We start from the raw sequence: 24,252 nt of genomic DNA on the forward strand, positions 1-24,252 counted from the left end.
TTTATCACTATTGGAACAACGATTAGTAGTAATCGCGAATCAGCAGTTCCGCAATTTGCACGGCGTTAGTCGCCGCCCCTTTGCGTACGTTGTCTGCCACGATCCACAGGTTAACACCACTGTGATGGCTGATGTCGTTACGAATACGGCCGACCATCACATGATCTTTACCGCCAGCATCACGCACTTGAGTTGGGAAATCCTCTCCGTGAAACACGTCTATCCCATCGGTTTGTTCGAGCAATTGAACCACTTCTTCGGCGGTAATCGGTGAGCGCGTTTCAATGTGCACGGCTTCAGCATGACCATAGAAGACTGGCACCCGCACGCAAGTTGGGTTAACCGTAATAGACGCATCATTGAAGATTTTTTGCGTTTCCCACACCATTTTCATCTCTTCTTTGGTGTAGCCGTTATCCATAAATTGGTCGATTTGTGGAATGCAGTTAAAGGCAATTTGCTGGGAGAACTGTTTGGTTTCCGCCGGGATGCCGTTGAGCAATTTCGCCGTTTGGCCTGCTAACTCATCAATACCGGCTTTACCCGCGCCAGAGACAGATTGGTATGTGCAGACGTTGATACGTTCAATACCGACCGCATCGTAAATCGGCTTTAGCGCCACCAGCATTTGGATGGTCGAACAGTTTGGGTTAGCAATGATGTTGCGGTTACGAAACTCGCCAATCGCTTCTGGGTTAACGTCTGGCACAACCAGCGGAATATCGTATTCGTAACGGAAGTGCGAGGTGTTATCAATCACCACCACACCGGCTTCTGCGGCAATTGGTGCCCACTTGGCCGACAAATCGCCACCTGCAGAGAACAAGCCTATGTGTGCTTGTGACCAGTCAAACTCTTCGACATTTTGTACGTAAATTGTTTTACCGTTGCAACGGTAAGTCTTACCTTCACTGCGTTCGCTGGCGAGCAAGTAAAGCTCTCCAACAGGGAATTTACGCTCTTGCAGCACTTCCAGAATGGTTTCACCGACCGCGCCGGTCGCCCCTAAAATGGCAACATTGTATTGTTGGCTCATTGACTTACCTCAACTTGAAAACCTAATTTTGCCAGTGGTTTTAGGCGGCATTGCGCACTGCCCACCAGCGTGATGGCGCTGTATTCCCGACGATCCCAATACTCTTTACGCATCAGATCAAACGCACCCGGTGCGGCGATTTCACGTCGAAACAGCGCGTCATCTTTGCGCACATCGTAGACCAGTTGCGTGAGAGTATGCAGCGTTGCTTCATCCCATTTCCGATCCAGTACCACTTTTGGCACTGGCGCTTTTGGCAACAAATCACTCGCGTGTGCGCGCAATTCTTGACCGAGGAACTCACAATAGCTGTTGAAGATCATCGTCGTTCCACGTGCTTTCCCCTCTAAGCCATATCCGGCAACATGAGGGGTGGCGAATGCTAACAGAGGCAGCAGTTCCATATCAACCTCTGGCTCATACTCGAACACATCCAGCGCCGCGGTAAAACCGTCTTGTTGTTGCAAACGGCGCTTAAGTGCTTGGTTATCGACCACAGGACCACGTGCGGCGTTAATCAAAATTTGATCCGCACGCAATGAGTTTAGAATTTCTTCGTTGATCAGGTGATGTGTCGGATATTTGCCGTCGCGTGTGATTGGCGTGTGTAAAGTAATGACATCGGCTTCTTGCAACAAACGGTCAAGCGAAGTGAATTCACGCTCGTCACCTTCTTCTTGCTTATACGGGTCATTGATCAGTACTTTAATACCGATGCCTTCCAAACATTGCTGTAAGTAACTGCCAACTTGCCCGGCACCGACAATGCCAACGGTCTGTTCAAAGACAGAAAAGCCTTGCTGCTGCGCAAGCACCATCATCACACTAAAGACGTATTCAGCGACACCAACCTTGTTACACCCTGGGGCGGCAGTAAAGTAAATGCCCTTTTCTTGCAACAGCGCTTGGTCTACGTGATCCATCCCCGCAGTTGCAGTGCCCACAAATTTGAGTTTGTTCGCTTTGCTGATTAGTTCAGCATTCACTTTCGTCACTGAACGAATCATCAGTGCATCAATATCCACCAAGTCATCGGCAGTCAAACTGCGGCCCGGTTTCAAAATCACTTCACCAAGCTGGCTAAATAGCGCTTTGGCGTAAGGCATGTTTTCATCAACAAGAATTTTCATGGTGGCAAATCCCAGATCCATATTGGAAAGTTGCAGTGATTGTGCCCTTTTTGCTAAAAATCTCAACACATTCACAGGCAAACAAAAAGAAAAAACCCGGCAGTTAGCCGGGTAAAATTCCAGAACAAAAGGATCCCGTCCCGCTCTCCATGGGACAGAGTCTGCGTCTGTTCGATCAGTGACCTGACCAAGCTCTGGAAACAGGTTGCCACGCAAGCGTGGCTAATTTCTGGCGTTAGCCTTGGTATTTTTTGATCACCAGCGTCGCGTTAGTCCCACCGAAACCAAAGCTGTTGGACATGACAGTGTTGAGTTCCACTTCACGCATTTGAGTAACGATGTCCAGACCTTGCGCGGCTTGATCAAGATTGTCGATATTGATGCTTGGTGCGATAAAGTTGTGGTGCAACATCAAAGTTGAATAGATCGCTTCATGCACACCTGCAGCGCCAAGTGCATGGCCGGTCATGGCTTTAGTCGCTGAAATCGCCGGGCTGTTGGCCGAGAAAATCTCTTGAATAGCGCCAAGTTCTTTCACATCGCCCACTGGCGTTGAAGTGCCGTGGGTATTGATGTAGTCGATGCGATCCACATCTTGCATCGCCATCTTCATACAACGCACTGCGCCTTCACCGGATGGGGCGACCATGTCGTAACCATCAGAAGTCGCACCGTAACCGACGATCTCTCCGTAAATTTTCGCTCCACGTGCCAGCGCATGTTCCAGCTCTTCGACAACCAACATGCCGCCACCACCAGAGATAACGAAGCCATCGCGGTCCGCATCGTAAGTACGAGACGCTTTATCTGGCGTTTCGTTGTATTTAGTCGAGAGTGCACCCATCGCATCGAACATCATGGTCAATGTCCAGTCGAGCTCTTCACCACCACCAGCGAATACAATATCTTGCTTGCCCATCTGGATAAGCTCTGCTGCGTGGCCGATACAGTGTGCTGAAGTCGCACAGGCTGAACTCATCGAGTAGTTCACGCCACGAATTTTAAACGGCGTCGCCAAACAAGCTGAAACCGTAGAAGACATAGTGCGCGGCACCATGTAAGGGCCAATGCGCTTCACGCCTTTTTCGCGCAGAGTGTCAACCGCGATCGCTTGGTTGAGTGACGATGCGCCACCAGAACCTGCAACGATACCTGTACGGTCGTTAGAAACTTGCTCTTCCGTCAGGCCTGCATCCGCAATCGCCTGCTCCATAGAGAGATAAGCATAAGCTGCCGCGTCACCCATAAAGCGCATCTGTTTGCGATCAATATGGTCAGCAGGGTTAATTTTCAGATCACCCCATACTTGGGAACGCAGGCCTTTCTCTTTAAACTGCTCAGACGCAGTGATACCAGATTGACCTGCCTTTAACGACGCCAAAACTTCTTCGACGTTGTTACCGATACTTGAAACAATACCCATACCGGTGATTACGACTCGTTTCATGTGACATTCCTATAATTCAAAATCCGCTAGATAATAACCAAGAAGCTTAACAAAAGTGGTCAGCTTTCCCAGAAATTCGTACAATCCCTGCATCCTAACCGCGCCAAATCACACAATGACAGAAAATTTATGACCACCATTACCAATGCCCAGCTGGGTTGGAACGAAGTTGGCACCCCAGTTTCTGACCAATTCGACGATGTTTACTTCTCCAACGTCAATGGCCTTGAAGAAACGCGCTATGTGTTTCTCCAGCAAAACCTTATCCCACAAAGATGGCAGGAATTTGACCAAAGACGTTTCGTGATTGGAGAAACCGGTTTTGGTACTGGGTTGAATTTTCTCGCGGTTTGGCAGTATTTTAGCCAATTTCGCCAAGCCAATCCTGACGCAGCCCTCAAAGAGCTGCACTTTATCAGCTTTGAGAAATACCCACTGAGCAAAGCCGATTTAGTCAAAGCCCATCAAGCATGGCCTGAACTGGCGGAGTTTGCCGAAAAGCTGCATCGCCACTACCCGATTGCGGTGCCGGAATGCCATCGCATCATTTTAGACGACGGCGCGGTGACACTGGATCTGTGGCTTGGCGACATTAAAGAGTGCATGCCACTGGTACCACACGCAGAAAGCGGCCTGATTGATACATGGTTTCTCGATGGGTTTGCCCCGAGCAAAAACCCAGAAATGTGGAATCAAACCTTGTTTAACAACATGGCGAAACTCGCCAAGCAAGATTGCCGCGTGGCGACGTTTACCTCGGCAGGCTTTGTTCGTCGTGGCCTTATCGAAGCGGGCTTTGCGATGAAAAAGGTCAAAGGTTTTGGCACCAAACGCGAAATGATTGCGGGTGCCTTGGAAGCGAAAGAACCATACGCCAGCCATTTGCCTTGGTTTGAGCGCGTTGGCGCAAATCAAACGGGCGACATTGCCATCATCGGCGGCGGTATCGCCAGCGCCACACTGGCCAAAGCACTGGTTCAGCGCGGGCAAAAGGTGACTTTATATTGCCAAGAGGCGCAAGCAGCCGAAGGCGCTTCGGGCAATCGTCAAGGTGCCGTCTATCCGCTACTTAACGGCTCACACACTGGCGTGTCACGCGTGTTTGCTCCCTCGTTTCTTTTCGCTCGTCAGTTTATTGAACAAGCCGCAGAGCAAATCTGTTTTGACCACGATTGGTGTGGCGTTACCCAACTGATGTGGGATGACAAGAGCAAAAAGAAACTGGCTAACATGCTGGAGGGAAATTTTGACCCACAGTTGGTAAGCGCACTTTCGCCCGCTCAAACCGCACAGACTATCGGTTTGCCAATCGACATGGCTTCAGTGCACTATCCACTTGGCGGTTGGTTATGCCCAGCGCAGCTGACCCAAGGTTTGATTGCACAGTTGCAACAAAACTCGCTTTTCACGGTCTGCTTCAACCAACATATTGAGTCGCTCAACTGGCTTGAGAGCCGTCAGGTTTGGCAACTTGGCAGCCTTGCTGAACAATTTGAGCACGCGGTCGTGATCGTTGCCAATGGGCACAAATTCCAAACCTTTGCTCAAACAGCGGATCTGCCGCTTGGTCAAGTAAAAGGCCAGGTGAGTCACATCCCAACGACTGATGATCTGCGCCAACTCCATTCAGTGCTGTGTTATGACGGCTATCTAACCCCGCACAACCCCGTTAACCAAGAGCACTGTATTGGCGCGAGCTACGATCGCTTACAGCTCGATACTCAATTTGACCCAGTCGCGCAAATAGAGAATGGCGAAAGGCTGATCAAGTGCGTTCCCAACCAAGCTTGGCCGCAGCAAGTGGATACCTCGGGCAACTCATCACGCCAAGGCATTCGTTGCGTGAGCCGAGATCATCTGCCTTTTGTTGGCAATGTCGGCGATTTACAAGAGATCAAAGCGAAATATCAGGATCTGCAAGGCAAAGAGGATGCGGAGGTCACGCCAATCCACCACTACCCGAATCTCTTTTGTCTGCTCGGGCTTGGTTCACGCGGCTTAAGCTCTGCGCCACTGATGGCTGAGGTGCTGGCATCGCAAATCTGCGGCGACCCTATCCCGTTGCCAACGGATGTGCTTGAAAGTCTACACCCAAGCCGCATGTGGGTGCGCAAATTGCGCAAAGGTAAAGCCATTACTGAGCTTTAATTACCGAGCTTTAAATACAAAAAATGCCTCGTTTCTCATGAGGCATTTTCTCTAGGCTATGAGCTTTCTAGGCGATCAGCGCAGCGCTTGTACCGCTTGCTTGACTTTATCTGCCCACTCCGCGCTTTTGAACTCGCCGGTGCTGACATCAAAGTTGTCGTAAAAATTGGGCACGGAAAGCGAGGCTTTAACCTGCGCACCAAAATACGGCGCCGAACCGATGGCTGCAGCCAGTACGCTTTGCGCACCGCCCGCACCGGGCGAAGTCGCCAAATAGACGACAGGCTTGTTCTGAAATACTGAACGATCGATACGCGTCGCCCAGTCGAACAAATTCTTGTAAGCCGCAGGGTAGTAACCATTGTGCTCTGCATACGAGACAACGATGGCGTCTGCTTGCGACAAATCGCGAAGAAAAGCCTGTGCTCCTTCGGCTTGGCCGATCTCTTTCTCTTTGTCTTCGCTAAACATAGGCACGTTGTAACTGTTGATATCGAGCACAGTAACCTCTGCACCTTCCACTTGCTTCGCGGCGTAGGTGGCCAGTTGTTTGTTGATCGAGGTCGAGCTGGTTGAAGCGGCAAAAGCGACAATTTTCATGGTTGTAATCCTTGTTCCCGTTATGTGTGAATCATCATATAAGTGGAACAATCTGGCTACAACCACAAAAATTTTACGGAAAGGTTCGAATAATTTGAATAAAAGTCGAGCGCTAGATGTTCGCTTGCAGCGCTTGCCACAAGTCACTCACGATCACGCGATCCGCTGGCGTTAATTCGCTGCGTGCGTCATCCAAACTCTGCTGAATGCGCTTTTTTAGTTCAGCAAGGTCGTCAATACCCTCATCTTCGCAAGAAGCCGCTGAAAGGGAGATGTGACCACGGAGATAACCACCAGCAAACAGTTCGTCGTCTGACGCGGTTTCAATACGCGCATCAATCAGTTCCAGTAGCTTTTCTTCAAATTCAATAATCATGGCAATCTCTTGGGTTATTTAACGATAAAATCGGTCGCTTCCAGCGGCTTGATGGCATAAAACGCGCGTAGAGCGTCAGAGAGCATCTTAACGCGTACAGGCAATCCTGCTTGCAAAATGTCCATCACCTGCGCGTGCACCTTGTGCATAAAACCAAGCCTGTCTGGCTCGAAATCGCCGTGTAGATTGTCACAACTGACATTAAAAGGGAAGCCAGCACTGAGCGCCAGAATCCACTCGTAGGCTTGCGGGCGCACTTCCACTTGCTCAAACGCCGCCTGCACTTCGGCGGTCCGCCCGTCTGGTTCATACCAGTAGCCGAAATCTTCCAACAAACGGCGCTCTGGCCCGGCGACACACCAATGCGCAATCTCATGCAAAGCAGAAGCATAAAAGCCACGGGCGAAAATGATGCGGTGGTAGGGAGTTTGGCTATCAGCGGGTATATAGATTGGCTCATCGCCGCCCAGATCCAGCTTGGTATTGTAGTCAGCAAAAAAAGTCTGGTTAAAAATCTCAATCAGATCTTGATAGTTGTGAGTCATACTCTGCTCTCATTCCCCCGTTTATAAGCGCGGCATTGTCGCTTTTTTTCCTCAGCAGGTAAACCGTTGGCGTTATTAGTTGTGCTTATTTGAAGCGTCGCTTTCCCTTACAATTTCTCATTCGTCACTGGCAGTCTTTCCCTCTACACTCTCGCCTTATTTTTATATTCCCCCCGTTGTATAAACAAAATGCCACGGGTTTTACGAGTGTTCCACCATGTTATTGAGTGTTTTATATGTCATCGGCATCACGGCAGAAGCGATGACAGGTGCCCTGAGCGCCGGACGCAGAAAAATGGATTGGTTTGGGGTGATGTTGGTTGCGAGTGCAACAGCAATTGGTGGGGGCACAGTGCGGGACATTCTGCTCGGCCACTACCCGCTCGGCTGGGTAAAGAACCCGGAATTTCTTGCCATTACTTGCGTGGCGGGGATCTTAACCACCGGGCTGGCTAAATGGGTCATCAAACTCAAAGGGCTATTTATTCGCTTAGACGCACTTGGGCTGATTGTTTTTAGCATCATCGGCACTAAAGTCGCCATGGGGATGGGCCTGCACCCCGGAATTTGTATGGTCTCGGCGTTAGTCACTGGCGTTTTTGGTGGTCTACTGCGCGATTTGATCTGTCGTCAAACACCGTTGGTGCTGCATGAAGAGCTCTATGCTTCTGTCGCTTTAATCGCTTCTGGCCTCTATCTGCTGTTACTGGAGTTCAACATCCCCGATGTCACCGCAACCATAATTACCTTGATTACTGGCTATCTGCTGCGCATGGCGGCAGTGCGTTTTAAATGGCGTCTGCCCTCGTTTCAGCTGGATGCCGAATCTTCTGTGCATTAGATTTCTAGCACTAGAATGTATCAAGGGCGGCTGATATAGCCGCCCTTTAATTTTTGCTTATATTATTTGCTTATATTGTTGGCGTTTGCGTGCTGACACCGTGATTTTGCCCTCGATGACGCAGCAGATGATCCATCACCACTATCGCCAACATGGCTTCGGCGATTGGCACAGCGCGTATTCCCACGCAAGGGTCATGACGACCTTTGGTGATCAACTGGGTCGGCTCACCCTGCACGTTGATGGTATCTCCCGGCACGGTAATGCTTGAGGTCGGTTTGAGTGCAATATTCGCCACAATCGCTTGCCCAGTCGAAATGCCGCCAAGAATGCCACCCGCATGGTTGCTGCCAAAGCCTTGTGGCGACAGCGTATCGCGATGTTGGCTACCTTTTTGGCTCACCACGGCAAAACCATCGCCAATTTCAACCCCCTTCACCGCGTTAATGCTCATCAACGCGTGGGCAATGTCGGCATCAAGGCGATCAAACACCGGTTCACCTAAACCAACAGGGACATTGGTTGCTACCACTTGAATCTTGGCGCCAATCGAGTCGCCCTCTTTTTTCAAGTCGCGGATCAACTGGTCATAAGCTTCTACTTTATCGGCATCAGGGCAGAAAAATGGGTTGTTTTCGATTTCGTTCCAATCCACTTTCTCGATCTCGATATCACCCATTTGCGACAGATAAGCACGAATCTCTACGCCAAACTCCTGTTTAAGGTACTTTTTAGCGATCGCGCCCGCCGCGACTCGCATTGCAGTTTCACGCGCAGACGAACGGCCACCGCCGCGATAGTCACGAATGCCGTATTTTTGATGGTAGGTATAATCCGCATGCCCAGGACGAAACTTGTCCTGAATGTCTGAGTAATCTTTCGAACGCTGATCGGTGTTCTCAATCAGAAGACCAATGGAAGTGCCCGTCGTTTTGCCTTCAAACACACCAGAGAGAATTTTCACTTCGTCCGGTTCACGTCGTTGGGTGGTATAGCGTGATGTGCCAGGACGACGACGATCCAAATCAATTTGGATATCTGCTTCGGTAATTTCTAATCCTGGGGGACATCCGTCAACGATACATCCCAGTGCGATACCGTGACTTTCTCCGAACGTGGTCACTCGGAAATGTTGTCCGATACTGTTTCCTGCCATTACTTCCTCAAATTTTGCTAGCGCTGTAAACCAGGCTATACATTCCAATTCTTCGTGAATTCATAGTGGCGCTATTGCGATTTGAAGTAAACCCCTAAAAGAGATCAATTTTGCCATTTTGTCGCAATAAAAACGCCAGCTTTAAAAGCTGGCGCAAACAGTCTGATGGCATGATGTGGGATCAGTCTTTGTACAGACGGAAATCTTCCGCGTGCTCAACCAACTGATCACGGGTCAGCATAAAGACACCGTGGCCACCATTTTCAAACTCAATCCACGTAAATGGGATGTGTTGGTACTGTTCCATCATGTGCACCATGGAGTTGCCCACTTCACAAATCAGAATACCTTGCTCGGTGAGATAATCTGGCGCATTGGCTAAAATACGGCGTGCCAGTTTCAGGCCGTCCGTTCCTGCCGCTAATCCCAATTCCGGTTCGTGCGTGAATTCACGCGGTAGGCTGTTCATGTCTTCTTGATCGACATACGGTGGGTTGGTCACGATCAGGTCGTATTTCTCTTTTGGCAGATCACGGAACAGATCCGAACGGATTGGGAACACTTGCTGCTCCATGCCGTGGTCTTGGATGTTCTGCTCGGCGACTGCAAGTGCGTCAACGGAGATATCGATAGCATCCACTTCGGCATCTGGGAACGCGTGGGCGCAAGCAATTGCAATGCAGCCGCTGCCCGTGCAAAGGTCCATAATGCGCGTAGGTTCTTCAATCAACCAAGGCTGGAATTGCGCTTGAATAAGCTCGCCGATTGGCGAACGAGGCACCAAAACGCGCTCATCAACAAAAAACTCTAAGCCACAAAACCACGCTTTGTTGGTGAGATAAGCCGTCGGTGTGCGTTCGTTAATGCGTTTGATAACGCGTTCAACAATACGCAAGCGCTCACTGCTGGTTAGGCGTGAGTTAAGCACATGCGGAGGCACATCAATCGGTAAATAAAGGGTTGGTAGAATCAGCTGAACGGCTTCATCCCACGCATTGTCTGTGCCGTGGCCATAAAACAGGTTGGCTGCATTGAAGCGGCTGACTGTCCAACGAATCATATCTTGAAGGGTATGAAGCTCAGAAACCGCTTCTTCTACAAAAATCTTATCCAAAATTGCCTCCGAAAAGCGCTACAATACTGCCAATGATGTACGAATTCAGTGTTAACCCCATGAGTAACAAAGACAACGACCTTGATGACGATCTCTCGATATTCCGGGAAGCAGTACAGGGCGTAAAAAAGTTGCGCCAGGATACCATAATCCAGCAACCAAACAGAAACACTAAACAAAAAGAAATCAAGCGTGTTAGCCGAGAAGCCAGCGACGCCGAATTCTATTTTTCTGACGAGTTTGTCCCACTTCTCAGCGAAGAGGGACCAACGCGTTATGCTCGCGATGGCGTCTCGACTTACGAGGTAAAACGGCTAAGGCGCGGCGTGTACGTCCCCGATGTCTTTTTGGATATGCATGGCATGACCCAACAAGAGGCCAAGCGCGAACTGGGGGCGATGATCGCTTACTGTGTGAAAAACGAAGTGCACTGTGCGTGTGTGCAACACGGCATTGGTAAACACATCCTTAAACAGAAAACCCCTCTTTGGCTTGCGCAGCATCCGGATGTGCTGGCGTTTCACCAAGCGCCTTTGGAATTTGGCGGTGATGGCGCATTGCTGGTACTGCTCTCGATTCCTGAAAAATAATCACCAATCAGTGCAGCGCTTACAGCAGGCTTTCGCCTGCTGATGAGTTTACGCTTTGAAGTTAAAACAGATCTCGCCACGAGCAGTTTTCGGTTCGAAATCGATACACACCATGCCAGAGGTCGGGAACATTGGCGCTGGCATATCTTTAACAAACTCTGCAGTCAAATACCCCACCAAAGGCAGATGCGAAACCAACAGAACATGCTGCGGTTTTTCGACTTCAATCAACGCACACAAGTAATCAAACACCTGATCAGAGTGACCGTATGGCGTGATGTCCTCACAGGTTTGTACGGTTTTGGCGTCAAAATGGTGGCTAATCGCTTGCCAAGTTTGCTGAGAACGTAAGTAAGGACTAACCAACACTTTGTCGAAGTGGGTGAAACCTTGCTCAGCGCATGCCATAGCAACCACATCCGACTCCAAACGGCCACGACTGGTCAATGCACGCTGCGCATCACTTTCCGCGAAATGTTCCGCTTCACCATGACGCATAATAAATACTTTCATGTAATATCCTTGGACTGAATACAGGATAAGAGTTATCGCCCAGTAACCTTGATGACAATGCCCATATTAGGCTCATCACTCAATAAGGAAACTCGGCAAGAATACTGCATATTTCGATCCGCTTTTTAATATTGCTTAATCAACTTTTTCGTCGCAACGGCGAATTCTTAGGTCGGTAGACTCGATAATCAGCCTATTAATTATATCAATTAGCTTGCCAAAGACTCCGACTTTCTTAACAATCTATTAAAAACATTAATGCAAAGCGTTATCGGCATCGATATTTAGCATCCAAAATGTCATGCAGAATTTGCACCCACTTGTTTGAGGTTCATACTTACCATAATGACCATTTCGGAGACGCACCGTGCATCTAAGCCCAAATGATACTCATCACTACCGCTACTTGACTCTCGAAAATCAGTTGCGAGTTTTGCTGATCCACTCCGAAGATGCCCAAAAATCGGCGGCTGCGCTGGCGGTCAATGTGGGCCATTTTGATGATCCACTTGAACGCGAGGGCCTTGCGCACTACTTGGAACATATGCTGTTTCTCGGTACTCAAAAGTATCCCAAGGTCGGGGAATTTCAGAATTATATCACTCAACATGGTGGGAGCAATAACGCCTGGACGGGCACAGAACACACCTGTTTTTTCTTTGATGTCAGCCCGTCTGCTTTCGAAAAATCGCTCGATCGTTTCAGCCAATTTTTTATCGCACCGCTGTTTAATGAGGAGTCCTTGGACAAAGAGCGCCAAGCGGTTGAATCTGAGTATCGTCTGAAGCTAAACGACGATTCGCGCCGCCTCTACCAAGTAAGCAAAGAGGTGGTCAACCCACGACATCCGTTCGCCAAGTTTTCGGTTGGCAATCTGCAAACACTGGGCGATCGCGATGGCGTCTCAATCCGCCAAGAGATTGTGGATTTCTATCAGTCCACCTATTCGGCCGACCTAATGACACTGACGCTCTACGGTCCTCAAAGTTTGGACGAGCAACAAGCTTGGGTGGAAGAGATGTTCTGTGCGATTGTTAATCGACATCTGCACGGAAAATCGATTGATGAACCCATCAGCGACGAAAACAGCACTGCGATTACCGTACGGGTCGAACCCATCAAAGAGATCCGTAAACTGGTGCTCACCTTTCCTCTGCCCGGTATGGATCAGTACTACTCCATTAAACCGCTTTCCTACTTCGCGCACTTATTGGGCTACGAGGGCGAAAGCAGCCTAATGCTGCAACTGAAAAACAGAAACTGGATCACGTCGCTGTCAGCGGGCGGTGGTGCCAGTGGCAGCAACTATCGCGACTTCACCATCAGTTGCACGCTGACTAAAGAAGGGATGCAGCACTACGAAGATATCGTACAAGCTGTTTTCCAATATATTTCAATGATTAAGCTTGAAGGCTTACAAGAGTGGCGCTATAAAGAGAAGCAAGCGGTGTTAGAATCGGCCTTCCGCTTTCAAGAACCCTCTCGCCCGCTGGATATGGTCAGCCATCTGGTGATCAACATGCAGCATTATCTGCCGCAGGATACCATTTATGGCGACTATAAAATGGCCGGTTACGATGAGGCGTTGCAACGCTCTTTATTGCAATATTTCACCGTCGATAACCTGCGTATTACTCTGATTAGCAAAGGCTTTGAGGCGCAGAAGTACGCGTCTTGGTACCACACGCCTTACTCGGTGACTCCCTTTAGCTCTGAGCAAAAACAGCGGTTTACCGAGATCGAGCCAGAGTGGTGCTTCGCCCTACCTGAACCCAACCCATTCATCTGTTACAACTTAGATCCTCGCCCGTTAGAAGTAGATGGAACGCTACCGGAACTGATCGAAGATCTAGACGGCTTTCGTCTATGGCATTTGCAAGACAGCGAATTCCTTGTGCCGAAAGGGGTGGTGTATGTGGCGATTGACAGTCCTCAATCGGTTTCGTCTGCGCGCAATATCGTCAAAACACGTTTGTGCGTGGAGATGTTTCTTGACTCGCTAGCTAAAGAAACTTATCAGGCAGAAATCGCGGGAATGGGTTACAACATGTATGCCCACCAAGGTGGCGTTACGCTTACTCTGTCCGGTTTCTCCGAAAAACTGCCACAATTGCTGGAGATGATCCTAATTCGCTTTGCAGAACGCAATTTTAACCCAATGCGTTTTAGCAATATCAAAAAACAGTTGCTGCGTAGCTGGCGTAATTCTGCCCAAGATAGGCCCATTTCGCAGTTGTTTAATGCGATGACTGGCATCTTGCAGCCGAACAATCCACCTTATGCCGCACTGGTTGAAGCGTTGGAGGAGATCGAGGTCGATGAACTGGCGAGTTTTGTCGATGCAATTCTCGCAGAGCTCTATGTTGAGATGTTTGTTTATGGGGATTGGCAACGCCAGCAGGCCCATGATATGGCCACGACATTGAAAAATGCCCTGCGCGTTAAAGAACAGCGATACGAAGAGTCCTTGCGTCCTTTGGTGATGCTGGGCTCAAACGGCAGTTTCCAGCGTGAAGTGCCCTGCAATCAGCAAGATTCTGCTGTGGTTATCTATCATCAGTGCGAAGATACTTCACCACGCAGCATTGCACTCTATTCACTGGCCAACCATTTGATGTCAGCGGCGTTCTTCCACGAAATTCGCACCAAACAGCAACTGGGTTACATGGTCGGCACAGGGAACATGCCGCTAAATAAACATCCCGGAATTGTGCTCTACGTCCAGTCACCAAACGCTGCGCCAGCCGAGTTGGTGCGCTCGATTGATGAGTTTCTCAACGCATTTTACATGGTGCTGCTTGAGCTGAACGAGTACCAATGGCACAGCAGCAAGCGGGGCCTTTGGAATCAAATTTCGACACCAGACAACACCTTGCGCAACCGTGCACAACGCTTTTGGGTCGCGATTGGCAACAAAGACACCGACTTTAATCAAAGGGAGAAGGTGCTGGAAGAGCTGAAAGTGCTGACTCGCGCCGACATGATCCGCTTTGTAGTCAATGAATTAAAACCACGTACAGCCAATCGTTTAGTGATGCACACGCAAGGAATAGCTCATGCCGACGAGCCGAAAATCCACTTGGGCCAAGAGATAGGTTCGATTGAAGAGTTTCAGCTTCGGCCAAAAGATTGTGGGCTTGGCTAGTGAGAGCGTCTACCGCTTAAACTGCCTAGAGGTAAAATCACTTAAAATGAAGAAGGCTGACCGAGGTCAGCCTTCTTTTTACCTTAAATACGCCCGATTTAGTTGTCGTAAAAACGACGCCTTTCCCCGGCACGCGTCAACAAGCCGTCGCAAGGCGCGAAACGGTCACCATATTTTTCCGCAAACTGATTCATCTTCTCAACCAGCTCTTTCAAACCAAACTGATCCATATAGCGGAAAGGACCACCGAGGAATGGAGGGAAACCGATACCAAAAATCGCACCGATATCACCGTCGCGTGGTGAACGAATAATGCCATCATCAAGACAGCGCACCGCTTCATTGAGCATCGGCAACACACAGCGCAGCGCAATGTCATTATCACTCAATTTCGATTCTGGTTTGAGTTTCAGCAGTTTGTAAACCGACTTATCAACTTCCTTTTTCTTCCCTTTGTAGGTGTAGAAGCCTTTGCCACTTTTACGCCCTTTGCGACCATCATTGAGCAGCGTATCAAAGACATCCGGGCCACGGAAACGCTCACCGAGCTCATTGAGCAAAATTGGCATGATCTTCGCGCCGATATCCACGCCCACTTCATCCAACAAAGTAATAGGACCGACAGGGAAACCGAAATCGAGCAGCGCGCTATCGACTTTGTCAATCGGTTCATTGGCCAGCAGGATGTGTGCTGCCTCATTCATGTAAGGCGCCAAAATCCGGTTAACGTAGAACCCTGCTTTGTCTTTTACCACAATTGGGGTTTTGCCTTGCTTTTTCGCTAAAGCAACCACGGTGGCAATCGTCTCTTGTGACGTGGTTTCGTGCGGGATCACTTCCACCAGCGGCATTTTTTCTACCGGACTGAAATAGTGCAAGCCGACGATATTTTCTGGGCGTGCCGCTTTTTCGGCGATTTTATGGATTGGCAAAGAAGAGGTATTGGTTGCAAAAATCGTCTCCGCTTTCGCATTCGCTTCAATGTCCGCCACCATTTGTTGCTTCAGAGCCAGATCTTCAAAAACGGCTTCGATCACTACATCAAGATGATTGAAACTGGTGAAATCAGTGCCGCCACTAAGTTGCAGCATTTTCGCTTGCAACTGAGCTTTTGAGAGAATGCGACGTTTGCGCTGTTTGTCGAACAACTTGTAGTTGTACTTCAGTGCATTCAACACACCGTCGTTGCTGACATCTTTGATACGCACAGGAACTTTCGCTTTCGCCACACTGACATGGCTAATGCCTGCCCCCATCAAACCGCCGCCAAGCACGCCGACCGCGGCAACTTTGCTTGGTTTCGCGTCGCTGCCGTGCTCTTTTTTCATCTCCGTCGTTGCGAAGAAAATAGAACGCAGTGCTTTTGACTCAGGGCTCATCACCAGCTCGCCAAAGCGTTTCGCTTCAAGCTCCAACCCTTGCTTCATGCCTTTTTCTAGGCCGTGTTGGATCACGTCCAAAATAGCGACCGTTGCCGGATAGTTGCCGCGTGTTTTCTCGTTGGTCTTTTTCGCTGCTTGTTCAAAAACAAACTTACGTCCAAGGCGGCTACCAGAGAGAATCTTCTCTTTGGTGGTCACTTTCTGCTTCACGCTGCGCTTACCTTTGTCGATGAACTGTTTCGCCACCTCAAGCAAAATGGTGGCCGGCACACACGCATCAACAACACCCAGTTTTTTCGCTTTTTGCGCACGCAGCTGCTTGCCCGTCAAAATGAGATCCAGTGAAGGCAAAAGGCCAATCAGGCGCGGCAAACGCTGCGTACCCCCCGAACCTGGCAACAAACCAAGCTGCACTTCTGGTAGACCAAGACGAGTCGCATCAGCGTCGGTACAAACGCGATAATCACAAGCTAGCGCCAACTCGAGTCCACCGCCCAAACATGGGCCATGAATCGCGGCCACCACAGGATAAGGAAGATCGGATAGCTGCTGGAACAAGGTTTGCCCTTGACTGGCTAAAGACTCGGCCTCCGCTGCACTTTTACACGCTTCCAACATACGAACATCGGCGCCAGCAACAAAGTTATCTGGCTTGAGCGAATGAACAATCAGCCCTTTCACCCCACTGCTGTCTTTGAGCTGAGCGAAAATTTCCGTCATCTCATCGGCAAACGCTGCTTGCAGGGTGTTCATTTTTTCATTAGGAACATCAATCGCTAACCACGCGATGTTCTGTTCATCAATCTTTAGACTAAACGCTTTTTGCTCGCTCATTATTCAACCTCCAGAATCATCGCTGCACCTAAGCCACCGGCCGCACAAGCGGTATTAAGGGCCAAACCACCACCGCGACGTTTTAACTCGCGCAGGGTTTGCGTCATCATGCGTGCCCCCGTTGCCGCAAATGGGTGTCCGTAAGCAATCGAGCCACCGAGGACGTTGAATTTGTCCATATCGATCTCGCCAATCGCTTTGCTACGGCCGAGGTTTTCTTGAGCAAACTTATCTGAAGCAAACATCTTCACGTTGGCCAGCGCTTGCGCGGCAAACGCCTCATGCATGTCAATCAACGTGAGATCCGACAGTTCCAGCCCCGTGTTAGCGAGCACTTTAGCGGTGGCGTACGTTGGCCCCATCAACATATCGGTTTCCACGCCGATAGCAGAGAAAGCATAACCACGCAGATACCCGAGGATTTCCATCCCCAGTTCTTTGGCTTTACCTTCACGCATCAGTAGCACTGCGGCTGCACCATCGGTCAACGGTGTACTGTTGGCCGCGGTGACGCTGCCATATTGACGATCAAAGGCCGGACGCAGCTTCGCGTAACCTTCTAATGTGGAGTCGTGGCGGATGTTGTTGTCTTCAGCAATCCACTTCTTGTAAGGCTCTGGAAATGCGGCCATCACCTCACCCTGAATTTTGCCGTCTTTCCACGCTTTTGCCGCGAGTGTGTGGGAGCGATGTGCCAGCGCATCTTGCTCTGCGCGCGAAATGCCGTGAGTCTTCGCCATTTGCTCCGCAGTTTGTCCCATAGATAGGCCAGTCGAGTACTCGGCGACTGCTGGCGGTACAGGCATCAAATCTTTCAGGCTGAGCGTTTTGAGAATACTCAACTTTTGCCCCAGCGTTTTGGTTTTGCTTAAGGCGAGCAAATTGGCCGCGAGCTTTTTCGACACACCAATTGGCAACACGGAGGATGAATCAGCCCCACCTGCAATACCTATATCAATACTGCCAGCCATAATGCTTTCCGCCACGTTCACAGCGGCTTGAAAGCTGGTGGCACACGCACGTGTCACACTGTAAGCATCGGTATGTACGTGCATGCCCGTGCCTAACACGATCTCGCGCGCGATGTTTGGCGCTTCTGGCATCTGCACCACTTGACCAAACACCACTTGTTCAATCAATTTTGCATCGATGTCGGTGCGAGCAAGCATTTCGCTTACCACCATTTTGCCCAGATCAACAGCCGGGACCTGACTAAACTCTGTGCTTTGACGAGCGAACGGGGTTCTTAACCCTGCGACGATAGCAATACGCTCGCCTTGGCGTGTTTTCACTTCCTGCTTGCCCATTATTTCTCCTTAAAAACAAGAGGTCTGACCTGATGCATTGTAATCAGTTTGTTAAATTTATCAAACATGCGTTTAAATAAACGTGAGGTTTGTAGATCTATTGCCAGTATCATTTCCAAGAAATGACTAAATTTCATTACGTTAGCATAAACAAAAGGAAGGTAGGTTAGCTGCAGGCAAAAAAAAACCACACAGATTTGTGTGGTTGGAATTGGTATAAAACAATTAACTTACGCCAATTGAAATAATCAGTTTCCTGATTAGGAGAAAGTAAAGTCAGCCTTCAAAAGGAAGTGTCATCTTGCTCAACACGTTAACCCAGAGGATTAACTAGATGACAGGGTTTACTATAACCAGTTTGCCGCAATGAAATTTGAATTAGATCAATTTTATCTCGATTTTCACGCTTTTAGGCGCATTAGCAAACACGATTATCGGCTTTCTCTGATCTTCATCATCTAAATGTATTTTTCTAGCAAATCATGCAACAGCTTGTTTGTTTGAATAAACCTTTCAAACCCGCTATGCCTTTAGTACCCAAAAGGTCAGTAATTGCGTTACACTTCGGCACACTTGCTGAGTTTATAAAATTGATAAGACTCATTTTTGTATCAATGCGCTTATCCCACTCCGAGCAAGAATGGAGGCTCTTGTGGCAATTTTTCATTTTTTCGGAAAGAAAAAGTCAGATGATCCGGTCAATCCTGACATGGACAAACAAAGAAAATATGAAGCTCTAGTTCGAGCTTATCACCGAGATTTATACCGTTACGCGTATTGGTTGTGCAAAGATCAAACAATCGCTGAAGACTTAGTACAAGAAACCTGTCTGCGCGCGTGGAAATCTCTAGATAGCCTACTGGATGAAAAGGCAGCGAAATCCTGGTTAATCACTATTTTGAGAAGGGAAAACGCTCGCCGCTTCGAACGCAAACAGTTTGAGTTAGTAGACATCGAAGATTACAGTGGCGAAGCTCGTGTCAACGACGATGCCCATCACCAAAACGCATGGCTACAAGCACAAATTATGAAACTGGACGTTGAATATCGTGAGCCTCTCTTTCTCCAAGTCGTTGGTGGATTTAGTGGCGACGAGATCAGCGAGATCTTGGAATTAAACACCAACACGGTCATGACACGTCTGTTCCGTGCCCGAAATCAGCTCAAAGATCTGTTAGATTCGGACAAGACTCAAAGGGGGCAAATAAATGGATGATTTAGAATTCCGTCGCCGTATTTTGTCGGATCCTAAACAGCTTGATGAAGAGATGCTACAAACACTGGCGGGCAATGAAAGTCACAACAAGTTCTTAGACGATGTCCTTGATCTTGATAGCCAGATTAAGCAAGCCATGAATGTCAGCGTGCCTGACGATCTGGTGGATAAAATTTTGTTCTCTCAATCCTCTATCGCTGGGCGAGAGAATATCGCTCGCCCTGCGTTTGGAAAAAAAGCGATGGCGATGGCCGCTTCCTTCGCCTTTACTGCAGGCTTGCTATTTGGCCAACTCAACTGGGGTAACTTGCTTGTCTCTCCAGCACAAGCGAGCCTTGCCGAAACCGCCGTACAGCATGTGATTGCGGAGAGTGCTTTTGTAAACCAATTAGATGAGCAAGTCTCTTCGGAGCAAATTAACGCCAAATTGTCTCCTTTTGAGTATCAGTTTGATCAACGCTTTCCATACCATGTTTACTACCTGAACCATTGCGGCTTTGGCCAATCCAATGCTCTGCATATGGTATTTCAGGGAAAACAGGGTAAGGTGACGCTCTTTCTTACCAATATCCCGCCAGAAACGACTGGCGATTTTTCCCAGTCCGGTCTGTCCGCCATAGTAAAAGCGGTCGGCAACAGCAGTTTGATTTTGGTGGGGGAACAAGGGGAAGATGTCGCTCAACTGGCAAACAAACTGGCACCGATGATTAAACCCATGCCTTAGTCGAGCTTTGTGATGAAAAAAGCCGCCAACTTAGTCGAAGAGGCGGCTTTTTTATATCAAGCAGACATACCATTCACTCTGATTATTGACAAATAGAGTCATAACTCTATTTACTGCCACTTACCCCCTAAATCCTGTCAGATAGGCTACATTTATTTAATTTTCGCTCCTTTTTAGCCAATGGTCGGATTTGTATTCGCTATGCTTAGGAATAGGATCTCAGCGAACTGAGCAAAAGCTCAAACACAACGCCCATTAGAGGCGCTTATTCAAAGGAAAATACAATGACTAACAACACGCGTCTGTTTAAAAAGTCTCTCCTCGCAGTGACAGTCGCCCTTGCTTCAGGCCAAACCTTGGCAGCAGGTTTCCAACTTAATGCCCAATCGGCAACAGGTATCGGGCGTGCTTTTGCGGGTGATGCGGTTATCGCCGATAATGCTGCTGTTATGGCACGTAACCCTGCTGCGATGGCGCTGTTTGATGAAAAAGCGCTATCGCTTGGTTTTGAAACAATTACCACCGATATAACTGCAAAAAATGTTCAATATGACGGTTCGTCTGCGGAATCTTATAGTGATGCAGGTGGTACATCGATTGCACCAAATATCCATCTTATCGTGCCAGTAAACGAAAAGTTTGCTTGGGGTGTTAATGCTTATTCAAACTTTGGTACAAAGACTGACTTTTCTAACGATCTTTCTTGGTCTGAATACGGCGGCTTAACTGATGTTAAAAGTGTAAACCTTGGCGTTGCAGGCTCATATCGTTTAAATGAGCAATGGAGTTTTGGTTTAGGTCTTGACCTCATCTACGGAAGCGGAAAGCTACAACGTAAAGCAGGTTCAGGAACCAACACTATCTTGCCATTTAGCGACCCGCAATGTAGTGCTATTGGCGGTACTGTAATAGGTCCTGGTCAATGTTATGTTGGAGCACCAAAAGGAACGTCTTTAGTGGATGCTGAAGCTGACGGTTTTGGTGTTGGTTTCAACGTGGGCACTGTTTTTGAACTAGACAAAAACAACCGCTTTGGCCTTTCTTATCGCCACAGTCCAGAAATTGAAGCTAAAGGCGACGTACAGTACCTAACAAACTCCGATAGCAATGGTAAGCTTCACATGCCACTACCGGATATTGCTGAATTTTCTGGTTATCATAGAATCAAAGAAACTAAATTCGCTGTTCACTATAGTGTTCAGTACATTGGTTGGAAAGCATTCGATAAGCTAGATGCAACTATCAATGGAACTAAGACCACGTTAAATGAATACAACTGGCAGGATGGATGGCACTACTCTTTAGGTGGCACTTACTATTTAAATAACGACTGGACGCTACGTGGTGGCTACATGTATGACACCAGTGCACAGGATAAAACCACATCTGTATCAGTACCAGACTCAGATCGTCAGTGGTTTTCCGCAGGTGCAACCTATCAGATAGACGACAAATCAAATGTTGACATTGGTCTGACTTATTTAGTTGGTAAGGACGTTCACGTGAATGAAAGTACCGAGATGGGACCATTAGAGCTGTCTAGTATTTCTGCTACTACCCGCGCAAACGCCATTCTTTTTGGCTTACAGTACAGCCGTACTTTCTAAGCAAAGTATCGCTTTGTCATGATCAATAAAGAGCTGGTTTTCCAGCTCTTTTCTTTTTTTTCGCCACGAAAAACACGCCACTTTGAGTGCACAACTGTGTGCTGCAACAGCGATTTTATAGCACGAGTGTTCGCTGAAATTAAAAGACACTACAATATTAAACAGTTTATTAATCTAATAATACCAATTCTATAGATAAAAACTCCAAATACCCCAACATTGCAGAATCTCATTTCTAAAGCAATTACTCTATCTTTAAAATTCTTGCCTACCTATTCACAAATTCAGCGAACAATAATGAAAACCAACAAGACTCTCCTCTCCACGGCGGTCGCTTTTAGCCTGCTAACTTCAATCCATCAAGCTCACGCTGCGGGCTTCCAATTGGCCGAGTACTCGGCAACTGGCTTAGGACGTGCGTATGCTGGCGAAGCTGCGATGGCTGACAACGCAGGCGCACAGTGGCGCAATCCTGCTATGTTGACTTACCTCAAAGGTACTCAGATCTCTGTCGGTGCGATTTATGTGAATCCGAATATTGATGTAAAAGGTGAAGTTCGTCACCCAATGCTAGGTAACTCTTCAGCCAGTTCTGAAGACTTTGCACACGATGCCATCATTCCAAACCTATACATCTCTCATCGCTATAACGACCAGCTAGCTATTGGTTTTGCTCTGGGTACCAACTACGGAATGGAGACCGAACTGAGCAAAGATTTCACGGCCTCACACTTTGGCAACGAAGCGAGTGTCATCAGCAAAGAAGCGAATTTGAATCTGGCTTATCAGCTCAATGAACAACTCAGCATCGGTGGTGGTGTTCGCTACATTGTTGCGGAAGGAAGCTTTGGTGCAACAGCGCCAGCAAAGAATGTTGTAGCATTACATCCTGTGACCAACCAACCAATTAGTGTTCCGCAAGGCACCACATTAAAATATATGGAAGGGGACGACACTGCGTGGGGATGGCAGCTCGGCTCTGCATGGCAAATCAACGAAAGTCACCGCGTTGGCTTTACTTACAAATCTGAAGTAGAGCTGAAACTCGAAGGGCACGCGGAGGGCATTGGCTTCGGCTTTGGTACACAGCAGCTTCCTCAGTTGCGCGACAATGGCTATATGCTCCTCACTCTTCCTGCCACAGCTGAGTTCGCTAGCTTCCATCAATTAACTGAAAAACTTGCCATGCATGCGAGCGTCAATTGGACCGATTGGAGCTCCTTTGGAAAACTCGAAGCAAACTTAGACACCATCGGCACAAAAATGGTCAAAGTCGAAAACTGGGAAGACAACTATCGCTTCGCGCTAGGTGCGACTTACCAGTGGGATCCCAAGCTTGCACTACGTACGGGTGTGGCTTACGACACCTCTGCGGTGAGCGATAAAAACCGCACCATCACCATCCCAGAAACGGACCGTACTTGGCTGAGCATCGGTGCAAGCTATCTGCTCACCGACGACTTAACCCTAGACGCTGGCTTTACTTATATCTTCGCCAAAGATGCCAAGATAAAGGAATCGCGCGGCTATGAATCTGACGACAAGGCACAGCTAGTCGGCGGCGCTTTCGAGGGTGAAGTTTCTGGTAATGTTTGGCTAGTTGGCGTTCAGGCAAGTTACCGCTTCTAAGCAGCTCCGTTCATTGAGCTGAGCAAGATAAAAAAGGGCCTTGGTATAAGCAAGGCCCTTTTTCGTTTAGTAATCTTCAGCGAGATATTCATCGAGCAGATCTTCTTCTTGCTCATCAATCTCATCGACCGTCACTTCCGCTTTAAACGCTTGGCGTTGTAAGTAGACTTCTCGCGTCAGAGCATACGGATCGGGCGACGTATCCAACTGCGCTTCTTGAGAAACGAGCAGCGCGCGTGTTTCCATCCCTTCGAAAGCCCATTTGCCTAAACTCGCCCAAAAGTTGAGATAAACTAATGGCACATATAGGCCATCCACCGTATCAGTCACTTCTCGCACGGTATAAGGGCCATAGCCTGGGAGCATTAAATAAGGACCGTTGCCAACACCATAGTGCCCTGCTGCATCACTAAAAGACTTATTGTCGTTTTTATTGATCCCCGCGGCTGAAGCAATGTCGATTAAGCCAAGCAGGCCAAAGGTCGAGTTTATCCAAAAACGGTTAAAGTGATTGACCGCTTTCTCGCCATTGCCCATTAAAAGGTTATTCACCACACTGGATGGCTCATCCAAGTTGGAAAAAAAGTTGGCAATGCCAGAGCGAACGGGGGTCGGCGTGTATTCTACATACGCTAATGAAACGGGTCTCACTAAGTAGGGATCGAGGTATTCGTAGTTCAGTGTCCACATCGAGCGGTTGAACGATTCAAACGGATCGCCATCGTAGCTTGTTTGGTCCGAAGTGGTTTCAGACGTTTCTCCTGCACTCTCTGGCACGGATGAACAGCCAGCGAGTCCCATCAGCAGTGCCAGCAAAACCAGCAAAGATTTCCCTTGGTTTAACATGATCATTTCCATCGTGACAACGAATCAATATAAAGGCCAGCAATCGCTGGCCCATAGATTCTACGC

At 48.5% G+C, this 24,252-nt stretch carries 20 protein-coding genes; 8 read left to right on the plus strand and 12 right to left on the minus strand.

The features are described 5' to 3' along the window. Window positions 1-22: 22 nt before the first annotated feature. The 3 genes from I3X05_RS11825 to fabB form a co-directional block, all read right to left on the minus strand. On the minus strand, window positions 23-1,036 hold the full coding sequence (locus tag I3X05_RS11825; protein ID WP_045570534.1) for an aspartate-semialdehyde dehydrogenase: 1,014 nt from the start codon (window positions 1,034-1,036) through the stop codon (window positions 23-25). Next, window positions 1,033-2,166, minus strand: a complete 1,134-nt coding sequence (locus tag I3X05_RS11830; RefSeq protein ID WP_045570551.1) for a 4-phosphoerythronate dehydrogenase — start codon at window positions 2,164-2,166, stop codon at window positions 1,033-1,035. The genes I3X05_RS11825 and I3X05_RS11830 overlap by 4 nt, the downstream gene beginning before the upstream one ends. A 235-nt stretch (window positions 2,167-2,401) precedes the next feature. Beyond that, window positions 2,402-3,613, minus strand: coding sequence for a beta-ketoacyl-ACP synthase I (gene fabB, locus I3X05_RS11835; RefSeq protein WP_045570533.1), 1,212 nt, complete (start codon window positions 3,611-3,613; stop codon window positions 2,402-2,404). A gap of 129 nt (window positions 3,614-3,742) precedes the next feature. On the opposite strand from fabB, the gene mnmC reads away from it, so the two are divergent. Next, window positions 3,743-5,761, plus strand: coding sequence for a bifunctional tRNA (5-methylaminomethyl-2-thiouridine)(34)-methyltransferase MnmD/FAD-dependent 5-carboxymethylaminomethyl-2-thiouridine(34) oxidoreductase MnmC (mnmC, locus tag I3X05_RS11840; RefSeq protein WP_337970743.1), 2,019 nt, complete (start codon window positions 3,743-3,745; stop codon window positions 5,759-5,761). A gap of 75 nt (window positions 5,762-5,836) precedes the next feature. Here the strand turns inward: mnmC and I3X05_RS11845 are convergent, their stop codons facing one another. The 3 genes from I3X05_RS11845 to I3X05_RS11855 form a co-directional block, all read right to left on the minus strand. Beyond that, window positions 5,837-6,361, minus strand: coding sequence for an NADPH-dependent FMN reductase (locus I3X05_RS11845; RefSeq protein ID WP_045570531.1), 525 nt, complete (start codon window positions 6,359-6,361; stop codon window positions 5,837-5,839). A gap of 112 nt (window positions 6,362-6,473) precedes the next feature. Next, a complete protein-coding gene (locus I3X05_RS11850; RefSeq protein ID WP_045570530.1) occupies window positions 6,474-6,737 on the minus strand; it encodes a YfcL family protein in 264 nt (87 codons plus the stop codon). Between the two features lie 14 nt (window positions 6,738-6,751). Then, entirely contained in the window at window positions 6,752-7,282 is a 531-nt protein-coding gene (locus I3X05_RS11855; RefSeq protein WP_045570529.1) for an elongation factor P hydroxylase, read from the minus strand. A 217-nt stretch (window positions 7,283-7,499) separates the two neighbouring features. Here I3X05_RS11855 and I3X05_RS11860 point away from each other — a divergent pair, with 217 nt between their 5' ends. Continuing rightward, window positions 7,500-8,123, plus strand: a complete 624-nt coding sequence (locus I3X05_RS11860) for a trimeric intracellular cation channel family protein (protein WP_045570528.1) — start codon at window positions 7,500-7,502, stop codon at window positions 8,121-8,123. A 70-nt stretch (window positions 8,124-8,193) separates the two neighbouring features. On the opposite strand, the gene aroC is transcribed toward I3X05_RS11860, so the two are convergent. Next, the gene (gene aroC / locus I3X05_RS11865) at window positions 8,194-9,279 is read right to left on the minus strand and encodes a chorismate synthase (RefSeq protein WP_045570527.1); all 1,086 of its coding nucleotides are present in this window, start codon (window positions 9,277-9,279) and stop codon (window positions 8,194-8,196) included. A gap of 181 nt (window positions 9,280-9,460) precedes the next feature. Further along, window positions 9,461-10,393 (minus strand): 50S ribosomal protein L3 N(5)-glutamine methyltransferase, encoded by a 933-nt coding sequence (prmB, locus tag I3X05_RS11870; protein WP_045570526.1) that lies wholly within the window; start codon window positions 10,391-10,393, stop codon window positions 9,461-9,463. Window positions 10,394-10,452: 59 nt separating this feature from the next. On the opposite strand from prmB, the gene smrB reads away from it, so the two are divergent. Next, the gene (gene smrB / locus I3X05_RS11875; protein WP_045570525.1) at window positions 10,453-10,983 is read left to right on the plus strand and encodes an endonuclease SmrB; all 531 of its coding nucleotides are present in this window, start codon (window positions 10,453-10,455) and stop codon (window positions 10,981-10,983) included. Window positions 10,984-11,031: 48 nt separating this feature from the next. Here smrB and sixA read toward each other — a convergent pair whose 3' ends face one another. Next, window positions 11,032-11,496, minus strand: a complete 465-nt coding sequence (sixA, locus tag I3X05_RS11880; protein WP_193167649.1) for a phosphohistidine phosphatase SixA — start codon at window positions 11,494-11,496, stop codon at window positions 11,032-11,034. A 367-nt stretch (window positions 11,497-11,863) separates the two neighbouring features. On the opposite strand from sixA, the gene I3X05_RS11885 reads away from it, so the two are divergent. Continuing rightward, entirely contained in the window at window positions 11,864-14,641 is a 2,778-nt protein-coding gene (locus I3X05_RS11885; RefSeq protein ID WP_045570523.1) for an insulinase family protein, read from the plus strand. Between the two features lie 98 nt (window positions 14,642-14,739). On the opposite strand, the gene fadJ is transcribed toward I3X05_RS11885, so the two are convergent. Next, window positions 14,740-16,857 carry a fatty acid oxidation complex subunit alpha FadJ gene (fadJ, locus tag I3X05_RS11890; protein ID WP_045570522.1) on the minus strand — a complete coding sequence of 706 codons (2,118 nt, stop codon included), beginning with the start codon at window positions 16,855-16,857 and terminating at the stop codon, window positions 14,740-14,742. Beyond that, window positions 16,857-18,164: an acetyl-CoA C-acyltransferase FadI gene (gene fadI / locus I3X05_RS11895; protein WP_045570521.1), complete on the minus strand. Its 1,308-nt coding sequence runs from the start codon at window positions 18,162-18,164 to the stop codon at window positions 16,857-16,859. Before fadI ends, fadJ begins: the two co-directional genes overlap by 1 nt. Window positions 18,165-18,804: 640 nt before the next feature. On the opposite strand from fadI, the gene I3X05_RS11900 reads away from it, so the two are divergent. The 4 genes from I3X05_RS11900 to I3X05_RS11915 all read left to right on the plus strand — a co-directional run bounded on the left by I3X05_RS11900 (window position 18,805) and on the right by I3X05_RS11915 (window position 23,340). Beyond that, entirely contained in the window at window positions 18,805-19,380 is a 576-nt protein-coding gene (locus tag I3X05_RS11900; RefSeq protein WP_082069678.1) for a sigma-70 family RNA polymerase sigma factor, read from the plus strand. Continuing rightward, on the plus strand, window positions 19,373-20,104 hold the full coding sequence (locus tag I3X05_RS11905; RefSeq protein WP_045570519.1) for a DUF3379 family protein: 732 nt from the start codon (window positions 19,373-19,375) through the stop codon (window positions 20,102-20,104). The genes I3X05_RS11900 and I3X05_RS11905 overlap by 8 nt, the downstream gene beginning before the upstream one ends. A 284-nt stretch (window positions 20,105-20,388) precedes the next feature. After that, window positions 20,389-21,711 carry an outer membrane protein transport protein gene (locus I3X05_RS11910; protein WP_045570518.1) on the plus strand — a complete coding sequence of 441 codons (1,323 nt, stop codon included), beginning with the start codon at window positions 20,389-20,391 and terminating at the stop codon, window positions 21,709-21,711. A gap of 297 nt (window positions 21,712-22,008) precedes the next feature. Continuing rightward, a complete protein-coding gene (locus I3X05_RS11915; protein WP_193157782.1) occupies window positions 22,009-23,340 on the plus strand; it encodes an outer membrane protein transport protein in 1,332 nt (443 codons plus the stop codon). A gap of 66 nt (window positions 23,341-23,406) precedes the next feature. Here the strand turns inward: I3X05_RS11915 and I3X05_RS11920 are convergent, their stop codons facing one another. Beyond that, window positions 23,407-24,186, minus strand: coding sequence for an MlaA family lipoprotein (locus I3X05_RS11920; protein WP_139046333.1), 780 nt, complete (start codon window positions 24,184-24,186; stop codon window positions 23,407-23,409). Window positions 24,187-24,252: the final 66 nt, after the last annotated feature.

The organism is Vibrio navarrensis (assembly GCF_015767675.1).
Lineage (GTDB): Bacteria > Pseudomonadota > Gammaproteobacteria > Enterobacterales > Vibrionaceae > Vibrio.